Genomic DNA, 24217 nt, shown 5'->3' on the forward strand with positions numbered 1-24217 from the left:
GCCTCGAAAGCGGGCCGATCCGTACACATCCACACGCAACGGGAGAAACTCACATGGCCCCCCGCATCCTGCTGGCCCGCCACGGCCAGACGGCGTGGTCGCTGCTCGGCAAGCACACCGGGCGCACCGACGTGCCCCTGCTGGAGGAGGGCCGGCGGGGCGCGAAGCTGCTCGGAGAACGGCTGGCCGGCGAACCGTGGGCGGGCCTGCCCGGCCTGGAGGTGCGCACCAGCCCCCTGGTCCGCGCGAGCGAGAGCTGCGACCTGGCCGGCTTCGGGGTGCGCGCCGAGCCCTGGGACACCCTGATGGAGTGGGACTACGGCGACTACGAGGGCATGACCCCGGCCGAGATCCAGGCGATCCGCCCCGGCTGGCTGATCTGGCGCGACGGGGTCCCCGGCGGCGAGTCCGTCGCGGACGTCGCGGCCCGCGCCGACGAGGTCGTCGCCTGGGCCCGCTCGGCCGAACGCGACGTCCTCGTCTTCGCCCACGGCCACGTCCTGCGCACCCTCGCCGCCCGCTGGCTCGGCTTCGAGGCCTCCTTCGGCGCCCGGATCCGGCTGGAGCCCACCTCCCTGTCGGTGCTGGGCTGGGCGTACGGCGAACCCGCGCTGGAACGCTGGAACGACACCGGCCACCTGGACGGCTGACCGCCGCCCACGAGGCGACGGCCCCGTCGGACCGATCGGCCCGGATCGGATCGACCGGGGTCCGAGATGCGCCCGGGGTGCTACGGCCCGCGGGCGTCAGGCCGTCGCGTGGCGGGCCAGGAAGGCGCCGACCCGCGGTGAACGCTGGTGCGGGACCAGCGTCTTGGCCGTCCCCGCCAGTATCGACCTGATCCGGGTCGACTGGACCTCCGCGAGCAGGTCCAGCACCCGGGCGCCCGCCCAGGCGGCCTCGTCGGGCGCGCCCGCGTGGGCCAGGTTGTCGGCGAGTTCGGCGGTGTAGAGGGCCACGTTCCGGGCGAAGTGGGGGTCCTGGAGGTCCGCCGCCCGACGGGCGTGCCGGGCTGCGCGCGCGTGCTCCCCGAGCGCCGCCCAACACCGGGACTCCAAGGACTCCAGCTCCGCCTCCCCGAAGAACGACATCCACTCGGGGTCCGCGCCCGCCGCGCCCCGCGAGAACTCCGTGTGCGCCCGGGCGAGCGCCTCCTCGCAGGCCCTGCGGTCGTCCAACCCCGCCCACCCGCCCGCCTCCCGCAGGGCCAGCAGCGACAACAGCCGGGGCGAGCCCAGCGCGCGGGCCGCGCGCCGGCCCGCCTGGGCCGCCCGCACCGACTCGCGCGGCCGCCCGCAGTCCCGGGCCAGGAACGCCATGTTGCTGAAGGCGTGCGCCTCCAGGGCGGAATCGCCGGACACCCGGGCCGTCGCCAGGGCCTCCGCGTAGTGCGAGCGGGCGTCCTCGAAACGGCCCGAGTCGTGCGCCAGCCAGCCCACCGACACCGCCAACTCGCCCGCCCCCGAGTGCAGTCGGTCCTCGGTGGACTGTCGGGTGGCCCCGGCGTCGAGCAGCGCGTAGGCCGTGCGCAGGGGTTCGGCCGCCCGCCGGTACAGGGCATCGGCCCCGTGCCGGTCGTCCAGCAGGCGGATCTGACGCACGGCCTCCTCGACGGCGGCGGCCTCGGACTCGCCGGCCCGGGAGGGGAGCCGACGGGAATCGCCGAGCAGGGTGAGGCCGAGGGTCGCGGCCGCCACGGTCGCGGAGCCGCCCGCCATGAACGCGCGACGCAGCACGTCGCTCTCCTTGGAACGGTGGATGAGGTGGGGGAAGGAGGGGGACGCCGGGGCGCCGCGCTGCGCGGAGCGCCCGCGCACCGCCTCACGCGGGGAGAAACCCAGGTCGGCGAGGGTGCGACCGGGGAACATGTGCAGGAACACGCGCTCGTAGGCGTAATTGGGACAGCGGATCTCGCCGGACTCCACCCGCCCGATGTAACGGGCGTCGCAGGAAACCGTTTCGCCGATCTCCCGTGCGGCCCGGCGGACCGAGGCCGCGAACTCGGCGGGTGAGCGCGCTCCGCGCAATCGCCGGAAGGAGGAGTTGGGTGAGTGGGGGGACGCCGCCATGGACGTGGCCTCTCTGGACTTCGGGCTTTACCTCAGACTGTGCCCGGCGCGCATGAAGGTACCGCCGGGGAAGGACCGTTCATGCGGTGTTTGGCTACAAAACGGATATCTCACCCGTGATCCGCCATGAACTGCCATCCTTTGCGGCATCGTTGCGCCGCACCCGTTGACGTCCCACCGCGTTGAACCCATGCGGAGTGGCTCGTACGCGGATCGAGGAGGGGTTCCCTTGGTGGAGGGCGGCATGGAGAGCATCGGAACGAACACCGCACCCGAGCCGCGGGCGGTCGGGACGCTGGACACGCTCGACGCGCCGGACCCGGCCGGGGCGCCGGACCTGGTGACCGTGCCCACCCGGCAGGGCCTGGAGGCGGTCGACATCATCCGTCGGGCCACCCACCACACCACCCCCGGCGTCGGCCCGGTCCTGCACGACGGCTCCGGCGACACCCTCGGCTTCCTCGTCCCGCCCGGCACCGCCGACGCCTGGGACCTGCCCGGCAGCGCCTGTACGCAGACCAACGGACGCGGACTGCGCATCGGCGACGCCGAGCTGTCCGCCTCGCCCGCCGCCGACCGCACCGGCTGGCTGCTGCCCCCGGAGGCCGTCGGACCCGTCACCGACCCGGACGTGCTGCGCGCGGCGCTCGGCGAGGCCGCCCGACTGATCGAGGCGGCCGACAACTGCCGCTGAGGCCCTGACCGGCGATAATGGGCGCATGGCAGGGAAGAGCAAGGGCAGCGGGCGCAGGGGTGCCGTGGAACCGGTCGTCGGGCAGGTGGACGGCGGCCGGGCGGAGTTGGCCCCCGATCGCGAGCGCGCGGGCGCCTGGACGCTGCTGATCGACGGGGCGCCGCAGTCGCACGTCGACCTCGCCGACCCCGGGTACCTGGACTTCGCGTACCAGCGCCGGATCGGCCACCTGATCGACCTCGTCGCGCCCGCCCGGCAGCCGCTGAACGTGGTGCACCTGGGCGGCGGCGCCTTCACCCTGGCCCGCTACACGGCGGCGAGTCGCCCCCGCTCCACCCAGCAGGTCGTGGAGATCGACGCCGGCCTGGTGGCCTTCGTACGGGAACACCTTCCGCTGGACCCGCAGGCACGGGTCCGGGTGCGGGCCGTGGACGCGCGGGCGGGCCTCGCCAAGGTGCCGGACGGCTGGGCCGACCTGGTCATCGCGGACGTGTTCGGTGGCGCCCGCACCCCGGCCCACCTGACGAGCGCCGAGTTCCTCGACGACGTACGCCGGGCCCTGGCGCCCGGCGGCTGGTACGTGGCCAACCTCGCCGACGGCCCGCCGCTGGCCCACCTGAAGGGGCAGATCGCCACCGCCGCCACCCGGTTCGCGGAACTGGCCCTGGCCGCCGACCCCGTGGTGTGGCGGGGGAAACGCTTCGGCAACGCCGTCCTGGTGGCCGCCGACCGGGAGCTGCCGATCGCGGAGTTCACCCGGCGCGTGGCGAGCGATCCCCACCCCGGACGGGTCGAGCACGGTCGGGCGCTCGCGGACTTCGCGGGCGGCGCGGCCCCGGTGACCGACGCCTCGGCGGTGGCCTCGCCGGAACCCCCGCCGTCGGTGTTCCGCTAGGTCCTGTCGTCAAAGTGGCGCGGGTCAGGCGAGACTTCGACGACGGGGTCTAGGCCGTCTCTTCCGGCTCTTGCCGGGCCAGTTCGCGCAGGCGGCGCTTGTCCGGTTTGCCGCGGTCCGTCTGCGGGAGGGCGGGCAGCCAGAACACGGCCGTCGGGCGGTGGTCCCGCGCCAGTTCCCGCTCCACCAGCGCGCACGCCGCGTCGGCCGCCTCCCCGGACGGCTCCGCGCCGGCGGCCGGCACCAGGAAGGCGCACACCTCCTCGCCGGTGACGTCGTGGAACCGGCCCACCACCGCGGCCTCGGCCACCGAGGGATGCCGGGTCAGCGCCGCCTCCACCGGCCCGCAGTAGATGTTCTCCCCGTCCACCATCACCACGTCCTTGACCCGGTCGTCGAGGTACAGGTACCCGTCCGCGTCGAAGTGCCCGAGGTCCCCGGTGCGCAGCCACCCGTCGCGCAGCACCTCCGCCGTCGCACCGGGCCGCTTCCAGTAGCCGGCCATCACCGTCGCGGACCGCACCCACACCTCGCCGGTGTCGCCCTCGGGGCACACGCTCCCGTCCGCCGCACGGACCCGCGCGGTCACCCCGGGCACGGGCCGGCCCACCGAGCCGAGGAGGGCGGGGCGGTCGCCGACCGCCGCCTCGTGGTCGGCCGCGGTGAGCCGGCAGATCACCCCCGACTCGTTCATCCCGTACCCCTGCCGCCACTCCTTGCCCGCCCCCCAGCCGGTCAGCGCGCGACGCAGCCGCTCCGGGTGGACGGGCGCGTCCCCGTACGAGACCTGCTCCAGGCCGGGCACTGCGGCGGCGGTCACCGGGTCGTCCAGCAGCCGGTAGACCATCGAGGTCGTCAGGTACGTGGACACGGGCCCCAGCCGGCGGCAGGCCTCGGCGAACCCCCGTGTGTCGAAGGGGCCGAGGACCTCGCTGCGGCCACCCGCCCGCAACTGCTCCAGGCAGCGGCCCCCGGACCGCTGGGCCAGGGAGGTCACCGACAGGTAGACCCGCTCCGCGCTCCGGCCGCGATCGGCCTTGCGGGCCGCCATCGCCCCGAACGTGGAGGCCACCCCCTTCGGGCGGCCCGTCGTACCGCCCGTGTACGTCACCCGGGCCACGTCCTCCTCGCGGGCCCGTACCGGTACCGGCGTCGCGTCCAGGGCGCGGGCCGATTCCGACAGCGCGCCCACGCTCACCCGGGCGACCCCGGTGTCCGGGACCGGGGTGTCGTGGACCACCAGCGCCGGTTCGCAGTCCCGCAGCAGGAACTCCAGGCCGTGGGTGGCCGGTCCGACGACGACCTGGGTCAGCCGGGCACCCAGCAGGTGCGCCGCCAACCGTACGAGCAGCTGCTCGGGCGGGTTGCCGGCCGTCACGCAGGCCAGCCCCGAGCCGCGGTCGACACCGAGCGCGGACAGGGCGCCGGCCAGCCGGTACACGTCGGCCAGCACCTCGTCGAAGGTCAGGAGCCAGGACGGGCCGGCGCCGAGCGCGGGTTCGCCCGCGTGTCGCTCGCACGCCTCGATCAGGTCCGCGACGTACCGCGCGCCACCCATGTCCGCCGTCCCTCCCTCGCCACCACCGGTCGGTGCCGACGGTAGCCGAGGGGCCCGCGCGGACTCCCGGCCGGCTCAGGGATCCACGATCTCCACGCGCGGGGCCGTGTCGTGCCAGGTGCAGAACACCGACACCTCGCGGGCCTCCCTGGTGAAGGTGACCCGGATCCAGAAGTCCTGCTTCCACACCTGCATGCGCCAACCGGCCGCCGGGGTGGCGGACACCAACTGGGCCGAGGACTCCCCGATGTCGAAGGCCACCCGGCCGCCGGACACCGAGTACCCCTTCACGTCGTCCCCGCCGGCCCCGTCGTCCGGTTGCCGGTGCGGGCGCGGGCTCGGCGAGGTGGACGGCGGCTTCGGCTTCCCGGCGGACGGCGTGGCCGACGGGGACGGGGCCGACGCCGAGGGCGACGGGGAGGAGGGCGGCGCAGCGGGAGAGGACGGCGGATCCGTGTGGTGCGTCGAGGAGGACAACGGCACCGCGGTCAGCGGGACCGCGAGCGGAGGATCGTAGGCGGTGCCGGACATGACGGTGTGCACGCCCCACCACGACAGCGTCACCGCCGCCGCCGTGGACAGCGTCCACGCCATGGCATGTACAAGTCCTCTCAGCATCACGGCACATACTGCACCACCCGTCACAGAGACGGCCCGCCGCCTCCCGGCGTCCCCCGAATGGACTACGGTGCCGCCATGGCAAGTGTGCTCGTGGTCGAGGACGACCAGTTCGTACGTTCCGCCCTCATCCGGCACCTGACCGAGGCTTCCCACACCGTGCGGAGCGTCGGCACGGCCCTGGAGGCGCTGCGCGAGGTCGCGCACCACCGCTTCGACGTGGTCATCCTCGACCTCGGGCTGCCCGACCTGGACGGCGCCGAGGCGCTGAAGATGCTGCGCGGCATCACCGACGTCCCCGTCATCATCGCGACGGCCCGCGACGACGAGGCCGAGATCGTCCGGCTCCTCAACGACGGCGCCGACGACTACCTCACCAAGCCGTTCTCCGTCGAACACCTCTCCGCCCGGATGGCCGCCGTCCTGCGCCGCTCCCGCGCCGCCGCCGGGGTGGAACCGCCCTCGCGGGTCCTGCGGGTGGGCGGCCTGGCCATCGACCCGCTGCGCCGACAGGCCGAACTCGACGGGGCGGTACTGGACCTCACCCGACGGGAGTTCGACCTGCTGGCCTTCCTCGCCGGCCGGCCCGGGGTGGTCGTGTCCCGACGGGAACTGCTCGCCGAGGTGTGGCAGCAGTCGTACGGGGACGACCAGACCATCGACGTCCACCTGTCCTGGCTGCGCCGCAAGCTCGGCGAGACCGCCGCCAGCCCCCGCTACCTGCACACCCTGCGGGGTGTGGGCGTCAAACTGGAGCCGCCGGCGTGAGATGGGCGCTGGTCAAGGTGTGCCTCGCGGTCACGGCCATGGTGGTCGTGGCCTTCGCCGTACCCCTCGGGCTCGTGGTCCAGGAGATGGCCAGCGACCGGGCCTTCTCCAACGCCGAACGACAGGCCGCCACCATGGGGCCCACCCTCTCCATCACCACCGACCCCGTCCAACTGCGCAAGGCCGTGGAGTCCACGCAGATGGGCGCCGCCGGGCGGATGGCCGTCCACGTGCCCGCGATCGGCGACGACGCCCCCGTCGACATCGGTGACGGCTGGGCCGGGGAACACGCCGTCACCCAGACCCGCAAGATGGGCCGCGCGACCACCGCCAAGGTGTCCGGCGGCGGCTCGGCGCTCCTCCAGCCCACCGCGCTCGGCTCCGGGGACATCGCCGTGATCGAGATCCACGTGCCGGAGAGCGAGGTCAGCAACGGGGTCGCGACCGCCTGGATGGTCCTCGCGGGCGTGGGGCTCGCACTGATCGTGGGCTCGGTGGCCGTCGCGGACCGGCTCGGCGCCCGCCTCGTGCGACCCGCCGAGAGGCTCGCCGACGCCGCCCACCAGTTGGGCGAGGGACGGCTCGGGGCACGCGTACCGGAGGACGGCCCCAAGGAACTCCGCTCGGCGGCCGTCGCGTTCAACTCCATGGCGGACCAGGTGGTGGAACTCCTCGCCAACGAGCGGGAACTCGCCGCCGACCTCTCGCACCGGCTCCGCACCCCGCTCACCGTGCTGCGGCTCAACGCGGCCTCCCTCGGGGACGGACCCGCCGCCGACCACACCCGGGCGGCGGTGGAGCAACTGGAGCGCGAGGTCGACACGATCATCCGTACCGCCCGCGAACAGCGCTCCCCCCACACCTCGGTGGGAGCGGGCTGCGACGCCTCCGAGGTGATCCGCGACCGGATGGACTTCTGGTCGGCGCTCGCGGAGGACGAGGGGCGCGAGGTCCGGCTGGCGGGCGTGGAGCGCCCCGTACGGATCCCCGTCGCCCGGGCCGAACTCGTCGCCGCCCTCGACGCCATGCTGGGCAACGTCTTCCGGCACACCCCCGAGAGCACCCCCTTCGCGGTGGACGTCCACGACGCCGGGGACGCCGTCATCGTGCTCGTCTCCGACGCCGGACCGGGCATCGCCGACCCGGACGAGGCGCTGCGCCGGGGCAACGACGGCGGCCGCGACGGTTCGACCGGCCTGGGCCTGGACATCGTGCGCCGGGTCGCGGAGTCCACCGGCGGCGACGTCCGGCTGGGGCGCTCGGTGCTCGGCGGGACCGAGGTGCGGGTGTGGATCGCCCTGGACGGCCGGGCGCGGGGCGAGGCCCGCCGCAGCCGGCGCAAGCGCCGGGGCGACTGACGCCAGGGGCAGCGCCGTGGGTGGGCGGTCGGGGTCGGTCGGGTCGGGGTCGGTCGGGGTCGGCCGGGTCGGGGTCGGGGCCGGGTCGGGGTGGTTGGGGTGCCGCCGGGGTCGGCCCCGGGGTGGTTGGGCCGGTCGGGGGCGGTCGGGGCCGCGTGCGGGAGGTCCGGGGCGCGCCTGGCGGTCCGTGCGCCGGCGGGTCGGTACGGTCCCACGGCACGGTCCGCGGCGCCGGCCGCCACGGACCCGCCCCCTCCGCACGACATCGGCACCCGGATCGGACGTGAGCATGCGCTACGCAGTGCTGGGCACGGGCACCGTCGGCCGCACGATCGCCGGCCGCCTGCTCGACCTGGGCCACGAAGTGGTCCTCGGCACCCGTGTCCCCGAGGCCACCCGCCAACGCGCCGAGTTCGCCGACGGGCGCCTCCCGGTGGCGACCTACGCGCAGGCCGCACGGGACGGCGAGACGTTGATCAACGCCACGAACGGGCTGGCGAGCGTCGCCGCGCTGCGGGACGCGGGCGCGGCCGACCTGGACGGCCGGATCCTGATCGACGTCGCGAACCCGCTGGACTTCGCGGAGGGCTTCCCGCCCCGACTGGACGTGGTCAACGACGACAGCCTGGGGGAGATGCTCCAACGGGCTTTCCCCGGACTCCGGGTGGTGAAGACGCTGAACACGATGAACTGCCGGATCATGGTGGACCCGGCGCGGGTCCCCGGCGACCACCAGGTGTTCCTGTCCGGGGACGACCCGGACGCGAAGCGGGCCGCGCGGGAACTGCTCCACTCCTTCGGCTGGCCGGACGCCCGCATCCTCGACCTCGGCGGCATCGAGACCGCCCGCGGCACGGAGATGCTGCTGCCGCTGTGGCTGCGCCTGATGAGCACGTTGGGGCACGCGGAGTTCAACTTCCGGGTGGAGACGGCCGAGGTGGGCGCGGACGGAAGGGTCTGAGGCGGTTCCGCCCGGGTCGGCCCCGTTCTCGTTCGCAGCCCGGACCCGGGCGGCCGCACACCCCTGCGGGCGGGGCGATCTCCTGCCGTCGGCGCGGGGGGCCGGGACGTCCGGCGTGAGGTCCGGCGTGTCGTCCGAAGTGAGGGCCGGCGTGACGTCCGGTGTGCCGTCCGGCGTGCCGTCCTTCGTACGGGGTGCGTCCACGCCTGCCGTACGGAGCCACCCGGGGCGGGCCACCGCGGCCACCACCGCCGAGGTGACGACCGCCCCGCAGGCCACGGCGAACGCCGCCCGGTGGCCGTACGCCGCCGCCGACGGACCGGCCACCGCCGCTGCCAGGGCCTGACCGAGGATCAGCCCGCTGACCGGCAGGGTCATGGCCTCGGCCATGCGTTCCGCCGGGCCCGTGCGCTCCACCAGGCCGAACAGCGCGATCAGATGCGGGGCGACGGCCGACCCGACGGCCCCGACGGCGAACGCCGCGGCCCACAGGCCCGACACGGTGAGCAGGGGCAGGGTCAGTACGGCCTGGAGCGCGACCGTCCGGCGCGACCATCCGGCGCAGCCGGACGGTCAGGTCGACCGGCCCGGGTCGCGCCACGGTCGCGAAGCCGGCGATCGAGCTGGTCACGGCCATCGCGGCCCACACCAGTCCGGCCGCGCCCGGCTCGCCCCGTGATTCGGCGAGTGCGTTGACCCCCGTGGTGGCGCCGCTCATCGCGGCGCCCTGGAGCACGGTCAGGGTGAACAGCAGGACCAGCCCAACGGCCCGACCTGCGGGACGGTGAGGCCGGCCGCCGCGGCGAGCGCGAGCAGGGCGGGCCGGGGCAGCCCGCCCAGGACCGCCGCCACCAGGGCGAAGAGGGCGAGGGCGTTCGCGCCGCAGGCCACGAGCAACACGGGCCGGTGGCCGCGCCGATCGGCGGCCCGCCCGATGACCGGGCCACCGATGGCCTGACCCAGCCAGAGCGCGGAGGCGACGGCGCCGGCCGCCCCGATCCCGTCGCGCGTGTTGATGAGCATGAGCGTGCCCACGGGGCAGAGCGCGGCGGGCAGCCGGGCCGGGAACGCGTGGAGGGGAAGGGCGGCGCCGCCGAGGGCGAACACGCCGCGGAAACCGCTCGGAGCGGTGGTGGATCGGGACACGGGCATCCTCTATCCGCACGCCGACCCTCCCGTGTCTCCGGCGCGCGTCGTGCCCGTAGGTCCGGGACGGTAGCGGCGGAACCACCCCCTCGGAACCCCGTGTCCGACGCGTGGACCTCCCACGAGGCGGACGGGCGGGGATCAGTCGGTGTCGGCGGAGGCGAGTCGCTCGGCCTCGGCGCGCCCCACCTCGGCGGCGCGGTGCAGGTAGTCGGCGATGACGGCGAGTTCGCCGTCCGAGTAGTCCCGCAGCGCGGCGCCGAACGCCCGGTCGGGGGTCTCCCATGCGGCGCCGATCCGCCGGCGGGCGTCGGGGGCGAGGGCGACGAGGGAACGACGGCGGTCGTGCGGGTCGGCGTGCCGCTCCACCAGGCCCGCCTTGAGCATCCGGTCGACCAGGCGCGTGGCGGATCCGGAGGTCAGACCGGTGAGCCGGGCGATGTGGCCGGTGCTGACCGGCTCCGTCTCGTTCACGAGGAGGCGCAGGCACTGCGTGTCGGTCGGGTGCAGGCCCAGGTGGTCGGCCATGGCCTGGTGGAGGCGTGCCTGGTCGGTGTGGTGCCGCCCGCTCTCGATGAGGATCCGCGCGAGAAGTTCCGCGCGGGTCCATTCCTTACCCGAACGAGGGGAGTCGGTTGACATCGGCTACTCCGTGCTTCAAATTTAACTGTGTGACGCAGGGAATGCGTCGCGCAGAATCTGTGTCAGGGTCTCATTCTAGGGGAGGAGGTGCCCGCCATGCCGCTGTCGCCCATGCCGCTGTCCGTCGTGTCGGTGCCTGCCACGTCGGTGCCTGCCGTGTCGTTGTCTGCCGCGTTGTCGCCTGTCGTGTCGGTGTCTCTCGGGTCGGTGTCTCCCGTGTCGCGGAAACGACGGCCCGGCGAGGGGCGGTCGATGCCGGGGGCGCCCCGGCCCCCTCCCGTGAGGCCGGGCCGGGGCGGGCGGGTCTTCGAGGAGCGGCCGGTCAGGGCCCCGTGTGAGCGGCGGCGGGGGACCCGCACCCGGCTCGCGCGGCCCGGGCCCGCGTCGCGGGGACTCCCGGCGAGGCGTATGTATATTCGGAGAAATCCCCGGACGGTCCGGGAACCGGGGGCGGAGGTGGACGCATGGCCCCGCGCGCGGGTCTGACGGCCGATCGGGTCACCCGGGCCGCCGCCGACCTGGCCGACGAGGTCGGGTTCGACAAGGTGACCGTGTCGGCCCTCGCCCGGAACTTCGGGGTGAAGGACGCCAGCCTCTACTCCCACGTCCGCAACCTCCAGGACCTGCGGATCAGGGTGGCCGTGCTCGCGGCCGGCGAGATCGCGGACCTGATCGGCGCGGCGGTGGCCGGGCGTTCGGGCCGGGACGCACTCGCCGCCTTCGCCGACGCCTACCGCGCGTTCGCCCTGCGCCACCCCGGCCGGTACGCGGCCACCCAGATCCAACTCCCCCCGGAGCGGGGCGCCGCGTCCGACGGCCACCTCCGCTTCATCGACCTCACGTACGGGGTGCTGCGCGCCTACGGCCTGGCCGAACCCGACCTGACCGACGCCGTCCGCCTGCTGCGGAGCACCTTCCACGGGTACAGCGGCCTGGAGGCCACCGGCGGCTTCGGCCACCCCCGGGACGTCGGCGCGTCCTGGGAGCGGATCATCGACGCGCTGCACGTCGCCCTGGAGAACTGGCCCCCGGCCAGGGGCTGAACGCCGGTCACCGCAGGAGGCCGCTCCGGGCCAGGTCGGCGTACCAGAGGGCACTGGAGCGCGGGGTGCGGACCTGGGTCTCGTAGTCGACGTGGACGATGCCGAACCGTTTGCCGTAGCCGTGACTCCACTCGAAGTTGTCCATCAACGACCAGAGGAAGTACCCCTCCACGGGCGCTCCGTCGGCCAGTGCGCCGTGGATCGCCGCGAGGTGCCCGCGCAGGTAGTCGATGCGCAGCGGATCGTGCAGGTCCGGGCCGTACGCGGCGCCGTTCTCGGTGACGAGGAGCGGCAGGCCCGGAGCCTCGCCGGCGAACCGGGACAACAGGTCGCGCAGCCCGGTCGGATCGATCGACCAGTTCATGGCGGTCCGCTCGCCCGGAGGCTGGTGGAAGGCCACGGACTCCGACCCGGGCCACGGCGAGTGCTCGCTGTCGCCGTGCCCGTCGGCGCGCGGGCCGCCCGAGGCCGCCGAGACCACGGCCGGCGTGTAGTAGTTCACCCCGAGGAAGCCGAGGGGCTGGTGGATCAGCGCCTCGTCGCCCGGCCGGACGAAGGACCAGTCGGTCAGCGCGGCCGTGTCGACCCGCAGGTCGTCGGGGTAGGCGCCGTGCAGCAGCGGCCCGGTGAAGATCCGGTTCGCGAGGGCGTCGATCCGCCGCGCCGCGTCCAGATCGGCCTCCGAGTCGGTCAGCGGACGCACCGCGCTCGGGTTGAGGGCGATGCCGACGCGCGCCGAGGACGGCAGGACCGAGGTCAGCGCGGACGCGGCCAACCCGTGCGCCAGGTTGAGGTGGTGCGCGGCGCGCAGCGAGTCGGCGGGCGAGGTGCGCCCCGGCGCGTGGACCCCGGAGGCGTAGCCGAGGAAGGCGCTGCACCAGGGCTCGTTGAGGGTGGTCCAACGTCCCACCCGGTCCCCGAGGGTCTTCGCGACCGTTTCCGCGTACGAGGCGAAGGCGTACGCGGTCTCCCGCTCCGGCCAGCCGCCCGCGTCCTCCCACTCCTGCGGCAGGTCCCAGTGGTACAGCGTCGGGCACGGCTCGATCCCGTGCGCCAGCAACTCGTCGACGAGCGCGTCGTAGAAGCCCAGCCCGCCGGACAGCACCCGGGGCCAGGACACCGAGAACCGGTACGCCGCCAACCCCAGCCCGGCCATCAGCCGGACGTCCTCGCGCCACAGCCGGTGGTGATCGGCGGCCACGTCGCCCGTGTCGCCGCCGTGCACCTTCCCCGGCGTGCGGCAGAAGGTGTCCCAGATCGACGGCCCGCGCAGCTCGGCCGCGCCCTCGATCTGGAAGGCGGCCGTGGCCGCGCCCCACAGGAACCCGTCGGGGAACCGCATGTCGCTCATCCCGCTCATCCCGATCAACCCTTCACCGCTCCCTGCATGATGCCGCCGACGATCTGGCGGCCGAAGACGAGGAACACCAGCAGCAGCGGGAGCGTGCCCAGCAGCGCACCCGCCATGATCACGGACTGGTCGGGGATGTACCCCCGGCCCAGACCCGTCAGGGCCACCTGCACCGTCGGGCTGCCGTTCTGCGTCAGCGCGACGATCGGCCAGAAGAAGTCGTTCCAGGCCATGACGAAGGTCAGCATCCCCAGCACCGCCATCGCCGGCCGCGCCGCCGGGAACACCACGTGCCACACGACGCGCCACGAGCTCGCCCCGTCGGTCCGCGCCGCCTCCACCAGTTCGAACGGCAGCGCGTGCACCAGGTACTGCCGCATGAAGAACACCCCGAAGGCGCCCACCAGGGCCGGCAGCACCACCGCCTGGAGCCGGTCCGTCCAGGACAGCTCGGCGATCAACATGTACAGCGGGACCACGCTCAACTGCGGCGGCACCAGCATCGTCGCGACCACCAGCGCCATCAGCGGCCGGCGCCCCCGGAACCGCAGTTTCGCGAAGGCGAAGCCGGCCAGGGTGGAGAAGAGCACGGTGCCCGCGGTGATCGTGCCCGCCACGATCACCGTGTTCAGCAGGGCGGTGCCCATGTTCGCGTCGGTCCAGGCGACCGACAGGTTGTGGCCCAGGTTCCCGCCGAACCAGAACGGCGGCGGGGTCTGCGCGAGCCGCGTGTTGTTCCGGGACGCCGCGATCGCCGTCCACACCAGGGGGAAGAGGGAGCCGAGGGTGAAGACCCCGAGGACGACGTACGTCGGCTTCCCCGCGCGCAGCGATCTCATCGGGACACCCTTCGCAGCAGCCGGGCCGCGCCCGCGATCAGCAGCAGGATCAGGAACATCGCCCACGCGATCGCGGAGGCCCGCCCCAGGTGCAGGTTCACCCAACCCTGCTCGTACAGGTACAGCCCCAGCGTCTGGAACTGGTGGTCCGATCCGCCCGTGGCGCCCGCCCCGCCGTTGAACAGCAGCGGCTCGCCGAAGAGTTGGGTGGCCCCGATGGTCGACACGACACAGGTGAAGAAGATCGTCGGTCGCAGCGAGGGCACGGTGACGTGGACGAACTGCTGCCACCGCGAGGCCCCGTCCAACTCCGCCGACTCGTAGAGGTCGGCGGAGACGGCCTGCATGGCCGCCAGGTAGATCAGCGCGTTGTAGCCCGTCCATCGCCACACCACGATCGTGGACACCGCCACCTGGGAGGCGAAGGGGCCGTTCTGCCAGTCCACCGGCCCGAAACCGACCGTCGACAGAACCCAGTTGACCATCCCGTAGTCCCGGCCGAAGAGCAGCACGAAGACCAGCGTCGCCGCGGCCACCGACGTGGCGTACGGGGTGAGTACCGCGACCCGGAAGAAGGCCGAGCCGCGCATCTTGTAGTTGAGCAGGTGCGCCAGCCCCAGCGCGATCGCCAACTGCGGCACCGTCGACAACAGCCCGATGGTGAAGGTGTTGCGCAGCGCGTTCCAGAAGAACGCGTCGTCCCACAGCCGGGTGAAGTTCCGCAGCCCCACCCAGGTCATGGCGTCCGGATCCGTCAACTCCACCTGGTGCAGCGCCGCCCAGCCCGTGTAGAGCAGTGGGAACAGCCCGAACGCCGCGAAGAAGAGGAAGAAGGGCGCCACGAAGCCGTACGGACTCCAGCGCAGGTCCCACCGGTAGCGGCGGGAGCGCCACAACTGGCGCCGGTCGCCCCCCTCCGCCGCCGGCCGCTCACTGCCGGCGGCGGAGGGGGCGAGAACAGCCGTCTCGTCCGTCACCGGAACCTCACTGCTCCAGGGCGTTGTCGATCGCCTTCACCGCGGCGTCCCAGCCCTCCTGCGGGGTGCGGCCCTTCTGGTCGACCTGGAGCATCCCGATGTCCGCCAGGTTCTGCGCGATGACCAGGTCCTTCGGGCCGATCACCGTCACCGGCACCCCCTCGGCTGCCCGCGCGAAGATCTCCCCGATCGGGGCGCCGCCGAAGTACGCGTGCTTCGCGCCCGCCACCGCCGGCAGGCTGTAGGCGGCGCTCGCGCTCGGGAAGCTGCCGCGCTTCTCGAACAGCTTCGCCTGCTGCGCCGGAGCCGTCAGCCAGGCCGCCAGCTTCGCCGCCTCCTCGGCCTTCTTGCCCGCCTTCGGCACCACGAGGAACGAACCGCCCCAGTTGCTGGGCTTGGGGGCCTGCGCCACGTCCCACTTGTCCTTGCCCGCAGGACCCGCCTTGTCCTGGATGTAGCCGAGCATCCAGGCCGGGCAGGAGACCGTGGCGAAGTTCCCGTTGGAGAAGCCCTGGTCCCAGGCCGGGGTGAACTGCTGGAGCTTCGCGCTCAACCCCTCGACGGCGAAGGAGGCCGCCAGGTCGAAGGCGCCGCGCACCGCGGGGTTCGTCTTGTACGCGACCTTGCCCTGCGCGTCGTAGAACCGCTCCGCGCTGCTGCCCGTCACCGCCGCCATCACGCCCGACGCGGAGTCCACGAAGGCCTTGCCCGCCCCGGCCTTCGCCTTGTACGCCTTGCCCGTCTCCAGGTACTTGTTCCAGTCGCCCGCCCACAGCGCCCCGACCGCGGCCCGGTCGGTGGGCAGCCCGGCCGCCGCGAAGAGGTCCTTGCGGTAGCAGATGCCCTGCGGGCCTATGTCGGTGCCGAGGGCGACCGTGGACCCGTTCTTCGCGGTGCCCTGGGCCCACTTCCACGGCAGGTAGGCGCCCTTGTCGACGCCGGGCGCCTTCGCGAGGTCGACCAGCTTGTCCGCCTGGGTCGCGGTGACCTCCGCGATGTTGTTGACCTCCACGGCCTGGATGTCGGCGAGTCCGCTGCCGGTGCCCAGGTGGGTCAGGAGCTGCGGGTAGTAGTTCTCGTTGCGCTCGATGGAGGTCTGCTCGATCCTGACCCCCGGGTTCTGCGCCATGTACTCGTCGTACAGGCCCGCCTCCTGGAGCCCGAAGGCACCGAAGACCCCGACCGTGAGGGTGGTCTTCGCCTTGCCGCCGGTGGAGCCGCCCTGGGCGGGGGCCTCGCCGGGGTCCTGCGAGCAACCCGCGAGGAGCAGCGCCGTCGCGCCCATCGCACCGACCGCGGTCACAAGTCTTCTTCGGGCTCGCATCAGGATCCTCCCTGGGGGATGGAACGTGCCGGGTGTCGTGTGCCACAGTGTGGGAGCGCTCCCACCATCGTCAAGAGGCAGTCAACGGGTAGATTCACCAGCCGGGAGGAAGCCATGAACGGGCACGGGCGCAGCGGGGGACGGCCGACGCTGGAAGAGGTCGCGGTGCGGGCCGGCGTCGGACGCGGCACGGTCTCCCGGGTGATCAACGGATCCTCCAAGGTCAGCGAGCACACCCGGGTCGCTGTCGAGGCCGCCGTGGCCGAGCTCGGCTACGTCCCCAACCGGGCCGCCCGGGCCCTCGCCGCGAACCGCACCGACGCCATCGCCCTCGTCATCCCCGAGCCCGAGGCCCGCTTCTTCGCCGAGCCGTACTTCTCCGACGTGGTGCGCGGAGTCGGCGCCACCCTCGCCGAGACCGACGTCCAGCTGGTGCTCACCCTCGCCGGCAGCGAGCGGGAGCGTCGCCGACTCGCCCAGTACCTGTCCGGGCACCGCGTCGACGGGGTGCTCCTGGTCTCCGTGCACGCCGGGGACCCGCTCCCGGAGCTGCTCGCCGAACTCGGCATCCCCGCGGTGATCAGCGGGCGCCGCTCCGCCGACGAGACGCTCCCCAGCGTGGACTCCGACAACCTCGCGGGAGCCGCCGAGGCCGTACGCCACCTCCTCGCCCGCGGCCGGCGCGCGATCGCCACCGTCACCGGACCCCTCGACGTGTACGGCGCCCAGTGCCGCCTCGACGGCTACCGCCAGGCCCTCCTGGCCGCCGGGCACCCGGTCGACGAGTCACTGATCGCGGTCGCGGACTTCACCGAGGAGGGCGGCCGCCGGGCCGTGCGCGAGCTGCTGGACCGCCGACCCGACCTCGACGCCGTCTTCGCCGCCTCCGACGTCATGGCGGCGGGCGCCCGCCGCGAGCTGCGGGCCGCCGGCCGCCGCATCCCGGGGGACGTGGCCCTGGTCGGCTTCGACGACTCGGTGGTGGCCCGCCACATGGACCCGCCGCTGACCAGCGTGCGCCAGCCGATCGAGGAGATGGGCCGCACCATGGCACGGGTCCTGTTGGAGCGGATCGCGGGCGAGGCGGGGGAGACGGCGGTCGTCCTGCCGACGGAGCTGGTGGTCCGGGAATCCTCCTGAGCACGCGAAAGGCCCCGGCCCGCTCGCGCGGGACGGGGCCTTTCCACAGGGTGAGTGACGGGACTTGAACCCGCGGCCACCTGGACCACAACCAGGTGCTCTACCAACTGAGCTACACCCACCATGCCCGGTCGGAAAACCGACCGGCCGAAGAAAAGCGTACAGGGTCCGGGAGGGTGCTCGCTCCCCCCTTTCCCCGCCGCCCACCTCCGGAGAGTGCTACGCGCCGCCCACCACGTGCTTGGCGGCGATGGTGCGGGCCGTGTCCGAGTCGGGTCCGGGCTGCGGCACGAAGACCGCCTCGCGGTAGTAGCGCAGCTCGGCGATGGACTCCCTGATGTCCGCGAGCGCCCGGTGGTTCCCGTTCTTCGGCGGGCTGTTGAAGTACGCCCGCGGGTACCAGCGGCGGGCCAGCTCCTTGACCGAGGACACGTCCACGATCCGGTAGTGCATGTAGCTCTCCAGCGCGGCCATGTCGCGCAGCAGGAAGCCGCGGTCGGTGCCGACCGAGTTCCCGCAGAGCGGAGCCTTGCGGGGCTCCTTGACGTGTTCCCGTACGTACGCCAGGACCTGGGCCTCGGCGTCCGCGAGCGTGGTCCCGCCGGCCAGCTCGTCGAGCAGGCCGGACGAGGTGTGCATCTCGCGCACCACGTCGGGCATGGTCTCCAGGGAAGCGTCCGGCGGGCGGATCACGATGTCCACGCCTTCGCCGAGCACGTTGAGCTCCGAGTCGGTGACCAGTGCGGCCACCTCGATAAGTGCGTCGTCCGTCAACGAGAGCCCGGTCATCTCGCAGTCGATCCACACCATGCGATCGTTCATGCGCCCACCTTATGCGCTCTTCGCCGGATCGGACCGGGCCCGTGCACGCCCGAAGGTCCCTCTCGTCGGGGACGGCCGACGAGAGGGACCTTCGTGGTCCGGGCGGACCGGACTACGCGTGCTCGCGCAGGACCCGGTTCGGCGCGTACAGCTCCGTCACCGACGGACCGGCCGCGGCCAGGGCCGCCGCCGCCCGCTGGGGCTGCGGAGTGCGCTGGTGCGGAAGCGGGCCTTCCGAGATCTGCGTCACCTGCGACACGTCGGCCTGCGGCCTGCGTGCCCGGTACGCGGACCGGTAGGCGGCCGGGGAGGACCCCAGCTGCCGGCGGAAGTGACCGCGCAGCGCGACGGGCGAACGGAACCCGCAGCGCCCGGCGACCTCGTCGACCGAGTAGTCGGAGGTTTCCAGCAGCCGCTGTGCCTGGAGCACCCGCTGGGTGATCAGCCACTGGAGCGGCGCGCTGCCGGTGAGCGAACGGAACCGCCGGTCGAAGGTGCGCCTGCTCATGTAGGCGCGGGCGGCCAGCGTCTCCACGTCGAACTGCTCGTGGAGGTGTTCCAGTGCCCAGGCGACGACCTCGGCGAGCGGGTCCGCGCCGATCTCTTCCGGAAGCGACCGGTCGAGATAGCGTTCCTGGCCACCCGTGCGGCGCGGCGGCACGACGAGTCGGCGGGCCAGGGCCCCGGCCGCCTCGCTGCCGTGGTCCGTGCGCACGATGTGCAGGCACAGGTCGATTCCGGCCGCGGTGCCCGCGGACGTCAGCACGTCGCCGTCGTCGACGAACAGCTCGCGCGGGTCGACGTGGACGGACGGGTACCGCTTGGCCAGCGTCGGCGCGTACATCCAGTGCGTCGTGGCGGGCCGGCCGTCCAGCAGACCGGCGGCGGCGAGCACGAAGGCTCCCGTGCACAGTCCGACGATCCGGGCACCTTCCTCGTGCGCCAGACGCAGTGCGTCGAGCGCCTCCGGAGGCGGCGGTGAAGTGATGGAGCGCCAGGCCGGAACGACGACCGTGCCTGCCCGGGCGATCGCCTCCAACCCGTACGGCGCGGTCAGTTCGAGTCCGCCGGTGGTCCGCAGCGGACCGTCCTCACCGGCGCACACGAGCAGTCGATAGCGTGGAACTCCCGCGTCCTGCCGGTCGATGCCGAACACGGAGAGTGGAATGGAACTCTCGAAGATCGGGCCGCCGCTGAACAGCAGCACGGCGACGATCTCTCTGCGGCGACGCCCCGCGAGCTTCCGGCCCGCGTCCGCGACGACGGCGGTGGAATCCTGGCTCATGGCGCTAAGCCCCCCTTGGGTGTCGCGACTCCTTGGTCTGGTCGCACCTGCACGTTTCCCCTCGGCCTTGCACGTGGATCCCCCGCCGTAAATACATGATCGAATCTACTGCGTCCCGTGGTGTCGGCGTGACAAGTTCAGCACGCAGCGCTATGTCGACTTGGCAACTTGGCGAAAAGCATTCGATCAGTAAGGGTTCCACTCCGCTACCCGTGCGGGAAGCGCAGAGTCTGGCCATGGCCAGTACCCATAGGGTCGTGAGCCCCCCGAGGCTCTGTCGTCGCTGGTGATGGGGGGGTTGGGGGGACATTCCGGCAAGGGGGGCGACCTGCCGGGAAGTTGGCTGAAAACAGGCGGGTGTGTACGTGCGAATCGGTCAGTCGAGAGGGGAGACGCCCCCGGAACCGTGGCAACCGCGGTGTGAACCGGCCCCGCCGCGCGAGTGCCGGCCGCGCCGGTCGGACGGGGCCGGCTCCTCGACGAGCACCCGGGCCGCGGAGCGCTCCGCCTTCTCGGAGTGACGCAGCAACACCCGGCAGGCGGCGGTGACGGCGGCGAGACCCAGGGTCGCGACGGCCGCCCCGCCGAAGGAGGTTCCGTAGACGGCCAGGACCACGGGGACGAGCAGACAGCTGAAGGCGGCCCACCGCACCACGTCACCCGCGGGGTCGTCGTGCGGGGGGCGAGCGCGACGCACGGAAGAGTGAAGAGGAACGGGCGCGAAACGCGATGACGCGTCGTCGGAGTGGGCGCCGGAGTGGATGCCGGAACGCACGGGCGTGCCGGACGGGGCGGAACGCGTCGACGGAGCGGGCTGGACGGCATGAACCGGATGGCCGGGCACGGTGTACTCCCTGCGGGCGCTTCCTGGACGGTCGGACGTCTGTCCAACGGCGGGCGGAGGGGCTCGGTCACTGCGCGCACGGGTGGTGCCCGCCCCGCTCGTCACTGGCTGTAGGGGCCAGCGGACATTGCCAACGCGGCGCCGCTCCGGCATGCTCCCTGGGACGCTCTCCAAGGGCGGCATGCCCTGTGCAGGACAGGAGTGTCGCCGTACCCTGGAGGGTATGGGCTTGGGAAGATGCTTCCCGGACAGAGCTCCGTCACACTGCGTCGCCGCTATCGCCCCTGTCGCTTCCCCCGAGGACCCTTCGCCGAGACACCATGGCCGGTCACGAATTCTCCGAACCCGCGGACCGCAAGCGCAAACCCCTCGCCGACTCCGCGTCGGCCGACCTGCGCGCGGTGGAACAGACGCGCCATCCCTGCGACCCGGCCTTCCGGCACGGCGTCGTGGTGGGCTTCGACGGCTCGACCTCCAGTGAGCGGGCCCTCGCGTACGCCATCGGGATGGCCCGACGCTCCGGATCCGGTCTGATCATCGTGCACGTGGCCAATCGACTGCCCACGACGGTGTGGGCCGGCTGCGAGCCGCCCGTCTTCGTGGACGTCCCCGACCACCGCACCGAGGTGCTGGGGCTGGAGCTGGCCTGCGCGGACTACCTGTCCGAGGTGCCGTGGATCCTGGTCGAGCGGGGCGGGGACATCTGCCACGAGCTGGAGGAGGTCGGCCGGGAGTACTCGGCGGACGCCATCGTGGTCGGCTCCACGCACGGCATCGTGGGCCGGATCTTCGGCTCGGTGGCGGGCCGACTGGCCAAGCGGGCCCAGCGACCGGTCGTTGTCATTCCGTGACCCTCTGTACGCCGTTCGTGCGGTTGTGAACCCTCATGTAAAGGGTAGATAAATGCTGCTGGGACGCAGCAAACAACTGCAGATCGAAGGGAGCCCGCCGTGGACAACGGTGTCTCTGCGGGAAGCACGGCCTCTACTTCGGCCCTCGGGCACATTGCCCTGGGTCTCACCCTTCTCGCGTTCGGTATCGGCCACACCGGCATCATCGACGGTGTGAGCGCCGCGAACTCCGTGTCGCTGGCCACCTACGTCGGCGGTCTCGCCCTGTTCGTCCTCGGGATCCTCGAATTCCGGGGCGGCGACGGCTTCAACGGCACGGCGTTCGCCGGACTCGGCGCCTTCTGGTTCACCTGGGCCGCGGGGGCCGACGGAAAGGTTTCGGCGGATGCCGCCGGGGCGTTCCTCGTCCTGTTCGCCCTGCTCGGCCTGACCCTCACGGTGGGGGCGGCGAGCGGACTGTTCGGGCAGGGCGTGTACGCCCTGTTCACCCTCTCCCTGCTGCTCCTCGCGGTGGGGGCCTTCGCCGACAGCGGCCTGCTCGCCAAGATCGCCGGCTGGGTGGCGGCGGTCGCCGGGCTGCTGGCCTGGTACGGGGCCACGGCCGCGCTGGCGCACTGGCCGGTGGCGCTCGGCAGCAGGGCCCGCAGGGACGCGGTGCCCGCGAGCTGAGCCGTACGAGGGAGCCGTGAGGAACGCGGAAGGCCCCCGGGGGACGCGATCCCCCGGGGGCCTTCCGTGCGTGCTGTCGTCCGACCGCTCGACTACTCGACGGTGACCGACTTGGCCAGGTTGCGCGGCTTGTCGATGTCCCGGCCCAGGGCCAGGGCGGTGTGGTACGCCAGGAGCTGGAGCGGGATGCCCATCAGGATCGGGTCGAGCTCGTCCTCGTTCTTGGGGACGAGGATCGTGTGGTCGGCCTTCTCCTGCTCGCGGTGGGCGACCGCGAGGATACGGCCGCTGCGGGCCTTGATCTCCTCCAGCGCCGCGCGGTTCTTCTCCAGCAGGTCGTCGTCCGGGACGATCGCGACCGTCGGCATCGCCGGCTCGATGAGCGCGAGCGGGCCGTGCTTGAGCTCGGAGGCCGGGTAGGCCTCGGCGTGGATGTAGGAGATCTCCTTGAGCTTCAGGGAGGCCTCCAGGGCCACCGGGTAACCGCGCACCCGGCCGATGAACATCATCGACTTGGCGTCGGCGTACTCGGCCGCCAGCTTCTTGATGTCCTCTTCGCCTTCGAGGATCTCCTGGATCTGCGCGGGCAGCTTGCGCAGGCCCTCGATGATCCGCTTGCCGTCGGTGACCGAGAGGTCCCGGATCCGGCCGAGGTGCACGGCGAGCAGCGCGAAGGCCACGACCGTGTTGGTGAAGCACTTGGTGGAGACGACGCAGACCTCGGGGCCGGCGTGCACGTACACGCCGCCGTCGGCCTCGCGGGCGATGGCGGAGCCGACGACGTTCACGACGCCGAGGACGCGGGCGCCCTTGCGCTTGAGTTCCTGGACGGCCGCGAGGACGTCGTAGGTCTCGCCGGACTGGGAGACCGCGATGTAGAGGGTGTCGGGGTCCACGACCGGGTTGCGGTAGCGGAACTCGGAGGCCGGCTCGGCGTCGGCGGGGATGCGGGCCAGGCCCTCGATGAGGCCGGCGCCGATCAGACCCGCGTGGTACGAGGTGCCGCAGCCCAGGATCTTGACCCGGCGGATGCCGCGCGCCTCGCGGGGGTCCAGGTTCAGGCCGCCCAGGTGCACGGTGTTGAAGCGGTCGTCGATCCGGCCGCGCAGGACGCGGTCGACCGCGTCGGACTGCTCGGAGATCTCCTTGTGCATGTACGTGTCGTGACCGCCCATGTCGTACGAGGCGGCCTCCCACTCCACGGTCTCGGGCGTGGCGGTGGTCGTCGTGCCGGAGGTGGTGTAGGTGCGGAAGTCGTCGGCCTTGAGGGTGGCCATCTCGCCGTCGTCGAGGGTGACGATCTGGCGGGTGTGGGCGACCAGCGCGGCGACGTCCGAGGCGACGAACATCTCCTTCTCGCCGATGCCGAGGACGACCGGGGAGCCGTTGCGGGCCACGACGATGCGGTCCGGGAAGTCGGCGTGCATGACGGCGATGCCGTACGTGCCCTCGATGACCTTGACGGCCTCGCGGACCTTCTCCTCCAGGGTGTCGGCCGTGGAGCGGGCGACGAGGTGCACGATGACCTCGGTGTCGGTCTCCGAGAGGAAGACGACGCCCTCGGACTCCAGCTTGGCGCGCAGCTCGGAGGCGTTGTCCACGATGCCGTTGTGGACGACCGCGACCTTGTTGTCGGCGTCCAGGTGCGGGTGCGAGTTGATGTCGCTCGGGGCGCCGTGGGTGGCCCAGCGGGTGTGGGCGATGCCGGTGGTGCCGGCGAAGCGCTTGGGGACCCGGGACTCCAGCTCGCGGACGCGACCCTTGGCCTTGACGACCTTCAGGGCCGCGGACTTCGGGCTGTTGACGACGATGCCGGCGGAGTCGTAACCCCGGTACTCCAGCCGCTGGAGGCCTTCCAGCAGCAGCGGTGCCACGTCGCGCTTGCCGATGTAACCCACGATTCCGCACATACGGTCTTGCCCCTCCTGAAGTCCTGAACGAGTGCTCCGGTCGTCTCCGCGCGTCCGTCCGCGCGGTCACCGGTCAGCCGTAGACGATGCGGCGCAGTTGCCGGAGCGAGAGCTCCGGCGGCGCCACGGCGCGGTGCGGCAGTTCGGCCGCTATCCGCTCGAAGATCTCCGTGTTGACCGCGCCACCGGACTGCAGTTCACGGTGGCGGCGGCGGACGAATTCCTCCGTCGTCTCGTCGAAGTAGGCGAGCACGTCGAGTACCACCCGGGCCGCCTCGCCCCGCTGGAGCGAGGTGCTGCGCACCAGGTGGTCGACGAGATCGTCATGCGACGGGCGGCGGTCGAGCACCCGTAGATACTGGCGGGATGTGGGCCGGAATGCAAAGATCCTGCCCGAATTCGGGCAGGATCGGGCTGGTCTGGACCAGGAGAATGGGTAATTCCGGTCTGGGT

Annotated in this window: 25 protein-coding genes and 1 tRNA gene; 11 read left to right on the top strand and 15 right to left on the bottom strand. The window is 72.8% G+C overall.

The window, feature by feature from the left end:
* Positions 1–53 precede the first annotated feature (53 nt).
* On the top strand, positions 54–650 hold the full coding sequence (locus tag OG906_RS21740) for a histidine phosphatase family protein (protein WP_267799491.1): 597 nt from the start codon (positions 54–56) through the stop codon (positions 648–650).
* 96 nt (positions 651–746) lie between these two features.
* Here OG906_RS21740 and OG906_RS21745 read toward each other — a convergent pair whose 3' ends face one another.
* Complete coding sequence (locus tag OG906_RS21745; RefSeq protein WP_329445056.1) at positions 747–2069, bottom strand: tetratricopeptide repeat protein; 1323 nt, start codon at positions 2067–2069, stop codon at positions 747–749.
* Positions 2070–2313: 244 nt separating this feature from the next.
* Between OG906_RS21745 and OG906_RS21750 the strand changes: the two genes are divergently transcribed.
* Both OG906_RS21750 and OG906_RS21755 read left to right on the top strand, forming a co-directional pair.
* Entirely contained in the window at positions 2314–2763 is a 450-nt protein-coding gene (locus tag OG906_RS21750) for a hypothetical protein (RefSeq protein ID WP_329445058.1), read from the top strand.
* Between the two features lie 25 nt (positions 2764–2788).
* Positions 2789–3658, top strand: coding sequence for a spermidine synthase (locus tag OG906_RS21755; RefSeq protein ID WP_329445060.1), 870 nt, complete (start codon positions 2789–2791; stop codon positions 3656–3658).
* A gap of 49 nt (positions 3659–3707) precedes the next feature.
* Here the strand turns inward: OG906_RS21755 and OG906_RS21760 are convergent, their stop codons facing one another.
* Positions 3708–5216 carry a class I adenylate-forming enzyme family protein gene (locus OG906_RS21760; protein WP_329445062.1) on the bottom strand — a complete coding sequence of 503 codons (1509 nt, stop codon included), beginning with the start codon at positions 5214–5216 and terminating at the stop codon, positions 3708–3710.
* Between the two features lie 75 nt (positions 5217–5291).
* On the bottom strand, positions 5292–5834 hold the full coding sequence (locus tag OG906_RS21765) for a hypothetical protein (protein WP_329445063.1): 543 nt from the start codon (positions 5832–5834) through the stop codon (positions 5292–5294).
* Between the two features lie 78 nt (positions 5835–5912).
* Here OG906_RS21765 and OG906_RS21770 point away from each other — a divergent pair, with 78 nt between their 5' ends.
* The 4 genes from OG906_RS21770 to OG906_RS21785 all read left to right on the top strand — a co-directional run bounded on the left by OG906_RS21770 (position 5913) and on the right by OG906_RS21785 (position 9267).
* Positions 5913–6602: a response regulator transcription factor gene (locus tag OG906_RS21770; protein WP_063839417.1), complete on the top strand. Its 690-nt coding sequence runs from the start codon at positions 5913–5915 to the stop codon at positions 6600–6602.
* A complete protein-coding gene (locus OG906_RS21775) occupies positions 6599–7960 on the top strand; it encodes a sensor histidine kinase (RefSeq protein ID WP_267799497.1) in 1362 nt (453 codons plus the stop codon). Before OG906_RS21770 ends, OG906_RS21775 begins: the two co-directional genes overlap by 4 nt.
* Before the next feature lie 289 nt (positions 7961–8249).
* Positions 8250–8921 (top strand): NADPH-dependent F420 reductase, encoded by a 672-nt coding sequence (locus OG906_RS21780; RefSeq protein ID WP_329445068.1) that lies wholly within the window; start codon positions 8250–8252, stop codon positions 8919–8921.
* Between the two features lie 151 nt (positions 8922–9072).
* A complete protein-coding gene (locus OG906_RS21785; protein WP_329445070.1) occupies positions 9073–9267 on the top strand; it encodes a hypothetical protein in 195 nt (64 codons plus the stop codon).
* Positions 9268–9659: 392 nt separating this feature from the next.
* Here the strand turns inward: OG906_RS21785 and OG906_RS21790 are convergent, their stop codons facing one another.
* A complete protein-coding gene (locus OG906_RS21790) occupies positions 9660–10067 on the bottom strand; it encodes a hypothetical protein (protein WP_329445072.1) in 408 nt (135 codons plus the stop codon).
* Positions 10068–10208: 141 nt separating this feature from the next.
* Positions 10209–10709, bottom strand: coding sequence for a MarR family winged helix-turn-helix transcriptional regulator (locus OG906_RS21795; RefSeq protein WP_329445074.1), 501 nt, complete (start codon positions 10707–10709; stop codon positions 10209–10211).
* Between the two features lie 464 nt (positions 10710–11173).
* On the opposite strand from OG906_RS21795, the gene OG906_RS21800 reads away from it, so the two are divergent.
* Positions 11174–11752, top strand: coding sequence for a TetR/AcrR family transcriptional regulator (locus OG906_RS21800; protein WP_329445076.1), 579 nt, complete (start codon positions 11174–11176; stop codon positions 11750–11752).
* A 7-nt stretch (positions 11753–11759) separates the two neighbouring features.
* Here the strand turns inward: OG906_RS21800 and OG906_RS21805 are convergent, their stop codons facing one another.
* The 4 genes from OG906_RS21805 to OG906_RS21820 are packed head-to-tail and all read right to left on the bottom strand — an operon-like array spanning position 11760 to position 16243.
* Positions 11760–13103: a GH1 family beta-glucosidase gene (locus tag OG906_RS21805; protein WP_329445078.1), complete on the bottom strand. Its 1344-nt coding sequence runs from the start codon at positions 13101–13103 to the stop codon at positions 11760–11762.
* A gap of 14 nt (positions 13104–13117) precedes the next feature.
* Positions 13118–13942, bottom strand: coding sequence for a carbohydrate ABC transporter permease (locus OG906_RS21810; RefSeq protein WP_329445081.1), 825 nt, complete (start codon positions 13940–13942; stop codon positions 13118–13120).
* A complete protein-coding gene (locus OG906_RS21815; protein ID WP_329445082.1) occupies positions 13939–14919 on the bottom strand; it encodes a carbohydrate ABC transporter permease in 981 nt (326 codons plus the stop codon). The genes OG906_RS21810 and OG906_RS21815 overlap by 4 nt, the downstream gene beginning before the upstream one ends.
* A gap of 7 nt (positions 14920–14926) precedes the next feature.
* Positions 14927–16243, bottom strand: a complete 1317-nt coding sequence (locus OG906_RS21820; protein WP_329445083.1) for an ABC transporter substrate-binding protein — start codon at positions 16241–16243, stop codon at positions 14927–14929.
* 114 nt (positions 16244–16357) lie between these two features.
* On the opposite strand from OG906_RS21820, the gene OG906_RS21825 reads away from it, so the two are divergent.
* Positions 16358–17383: a LacI family DNA-binding transcriptional regulator gene (locus tag OG906_RS21825; protein ID WP_329445084.1), complete on the top strand. Its 1026-nt coding sequence runs from the start codon at positions 16358–16360 to the stop codon at positions 17381–17383.
* Between the two features lie 49 nt (positions 17384–17432).
* On the opposite strand, the gene OG906_RS21830 is transcribed toward OG906_RS21825, so the two are convergent.
* The 4 genes from OG906_RS21830 to OG906_RS21845 form a co-directional block, all read right to left on the bottom strand.
* Positions 17433–17505: transfer RNA gene (locus tag OG906_RS21830), tRNA-His, on the bottom strand.
* A 97-nt stretch (positions 17506–17602) separates the two neighbouring features.
* Positions 17603–18205 carry an oligoribonuclease gene (gene orn / locus OG906_RS21835; RefSeq protein WP_329445086.1) on the bottom strand — a complete coding sequence of 201 codons (603 nt, stop codon included), beginning with the start codon at positions 18203–18205 and terminating at the stop codon, positions 17603–17605.
* A 112-nt stretch (positions 18206–18317) separates the two neighbouring features.
* On the bottom strand, positions 18318–19490 hold the full coding sequence (locus tag OG906_RS21840) for a helix-turn-helix domain-containing protein (RefSeq protein ID WP_267799505.1): 1173 nt from the start codon (positions 19488–19490) through the stop codon (positions 18318–18320).
* Positions 19491–19866: 376 nt separating this feature from the next.
* Complete coding sequence (locus OG906_RS21845) at positions 19867–20187, bottom strand: hypothetical protein (protein WP_329445088.1); 321 nt, start codon at positions 20185–20187, stop codon at positions 19867–19869.
* A gap of 467 nt (positions 20188–20654) precedes the next feature.
* Here OG906_RS21845 and OG906_RS21850 point away from each other — a divergent pair, with 467 nt between their 5' ends.
* Positions 20655–21185 carry a universal stress protein gene (locus OG906_RS21850; protein ID WP_053674694.1) on the top strand — a complete coding sequence of 177 codons (531 nt, stop codon included), beginning with the start codon at positions 20655–20657 and terminating at the stop codon, positions 21183–21185.
* A gap of 99 nt (positions 21186–21284) precedes the next feature.
* Positions 21285–21854: an acetate uptake transporter gene (locus OG906_RS21855; protein WP_329445091.1), complete on the top strand. Its 570-nt coding sequence runs from the start codon at positions 21285–21287 to the stop codon at positions 21852–21854.
* Between the two features lie 92 nt (positions 21855–21946).
* Here the strand turns inward: OG906_RS21855 and glmS are convergent, their stop codons facing one another.
* Together glmS and OG906_RS21865 are read right to left on the bottom strand one after the other, a co-directional pair.
* The gene (glmS, locus tag OG906_RS21860; RefSeq protein ID WP_267825400.1) at positions 21947–23764 is read right to left on the bottom strand and encodes a glutamine--fructose-6-phosphate transaminase (isomerizing); all 1818 of its coding nucleotides are present in this window, start codon (positions 23762–23764) and stop codon (positions 21947–21949) included.
* A gap of 73 nt (positions 23765–23837) precedes the next feature.
* Entirely contained in the window at positions 23838–24113 is a 276-nt protein-coding gene (locus OG906_RS21865; RefSeq protein WP_053674701.1) for a hypothetical protein, read from the bottom strand.
* Between the last annotated feature and the right edge of the window lie 104 nt (positions 24114–24217).

It is taken from the genome of Streptomyces sp. NBC_01426 (genome assembly GCF_036231985.1).
Taxonomy (GTDB): Bacteria; Actinomycetota; Actinomycetes; order Streptomycetales; family Streptomycetaceae; genus Streptomyces.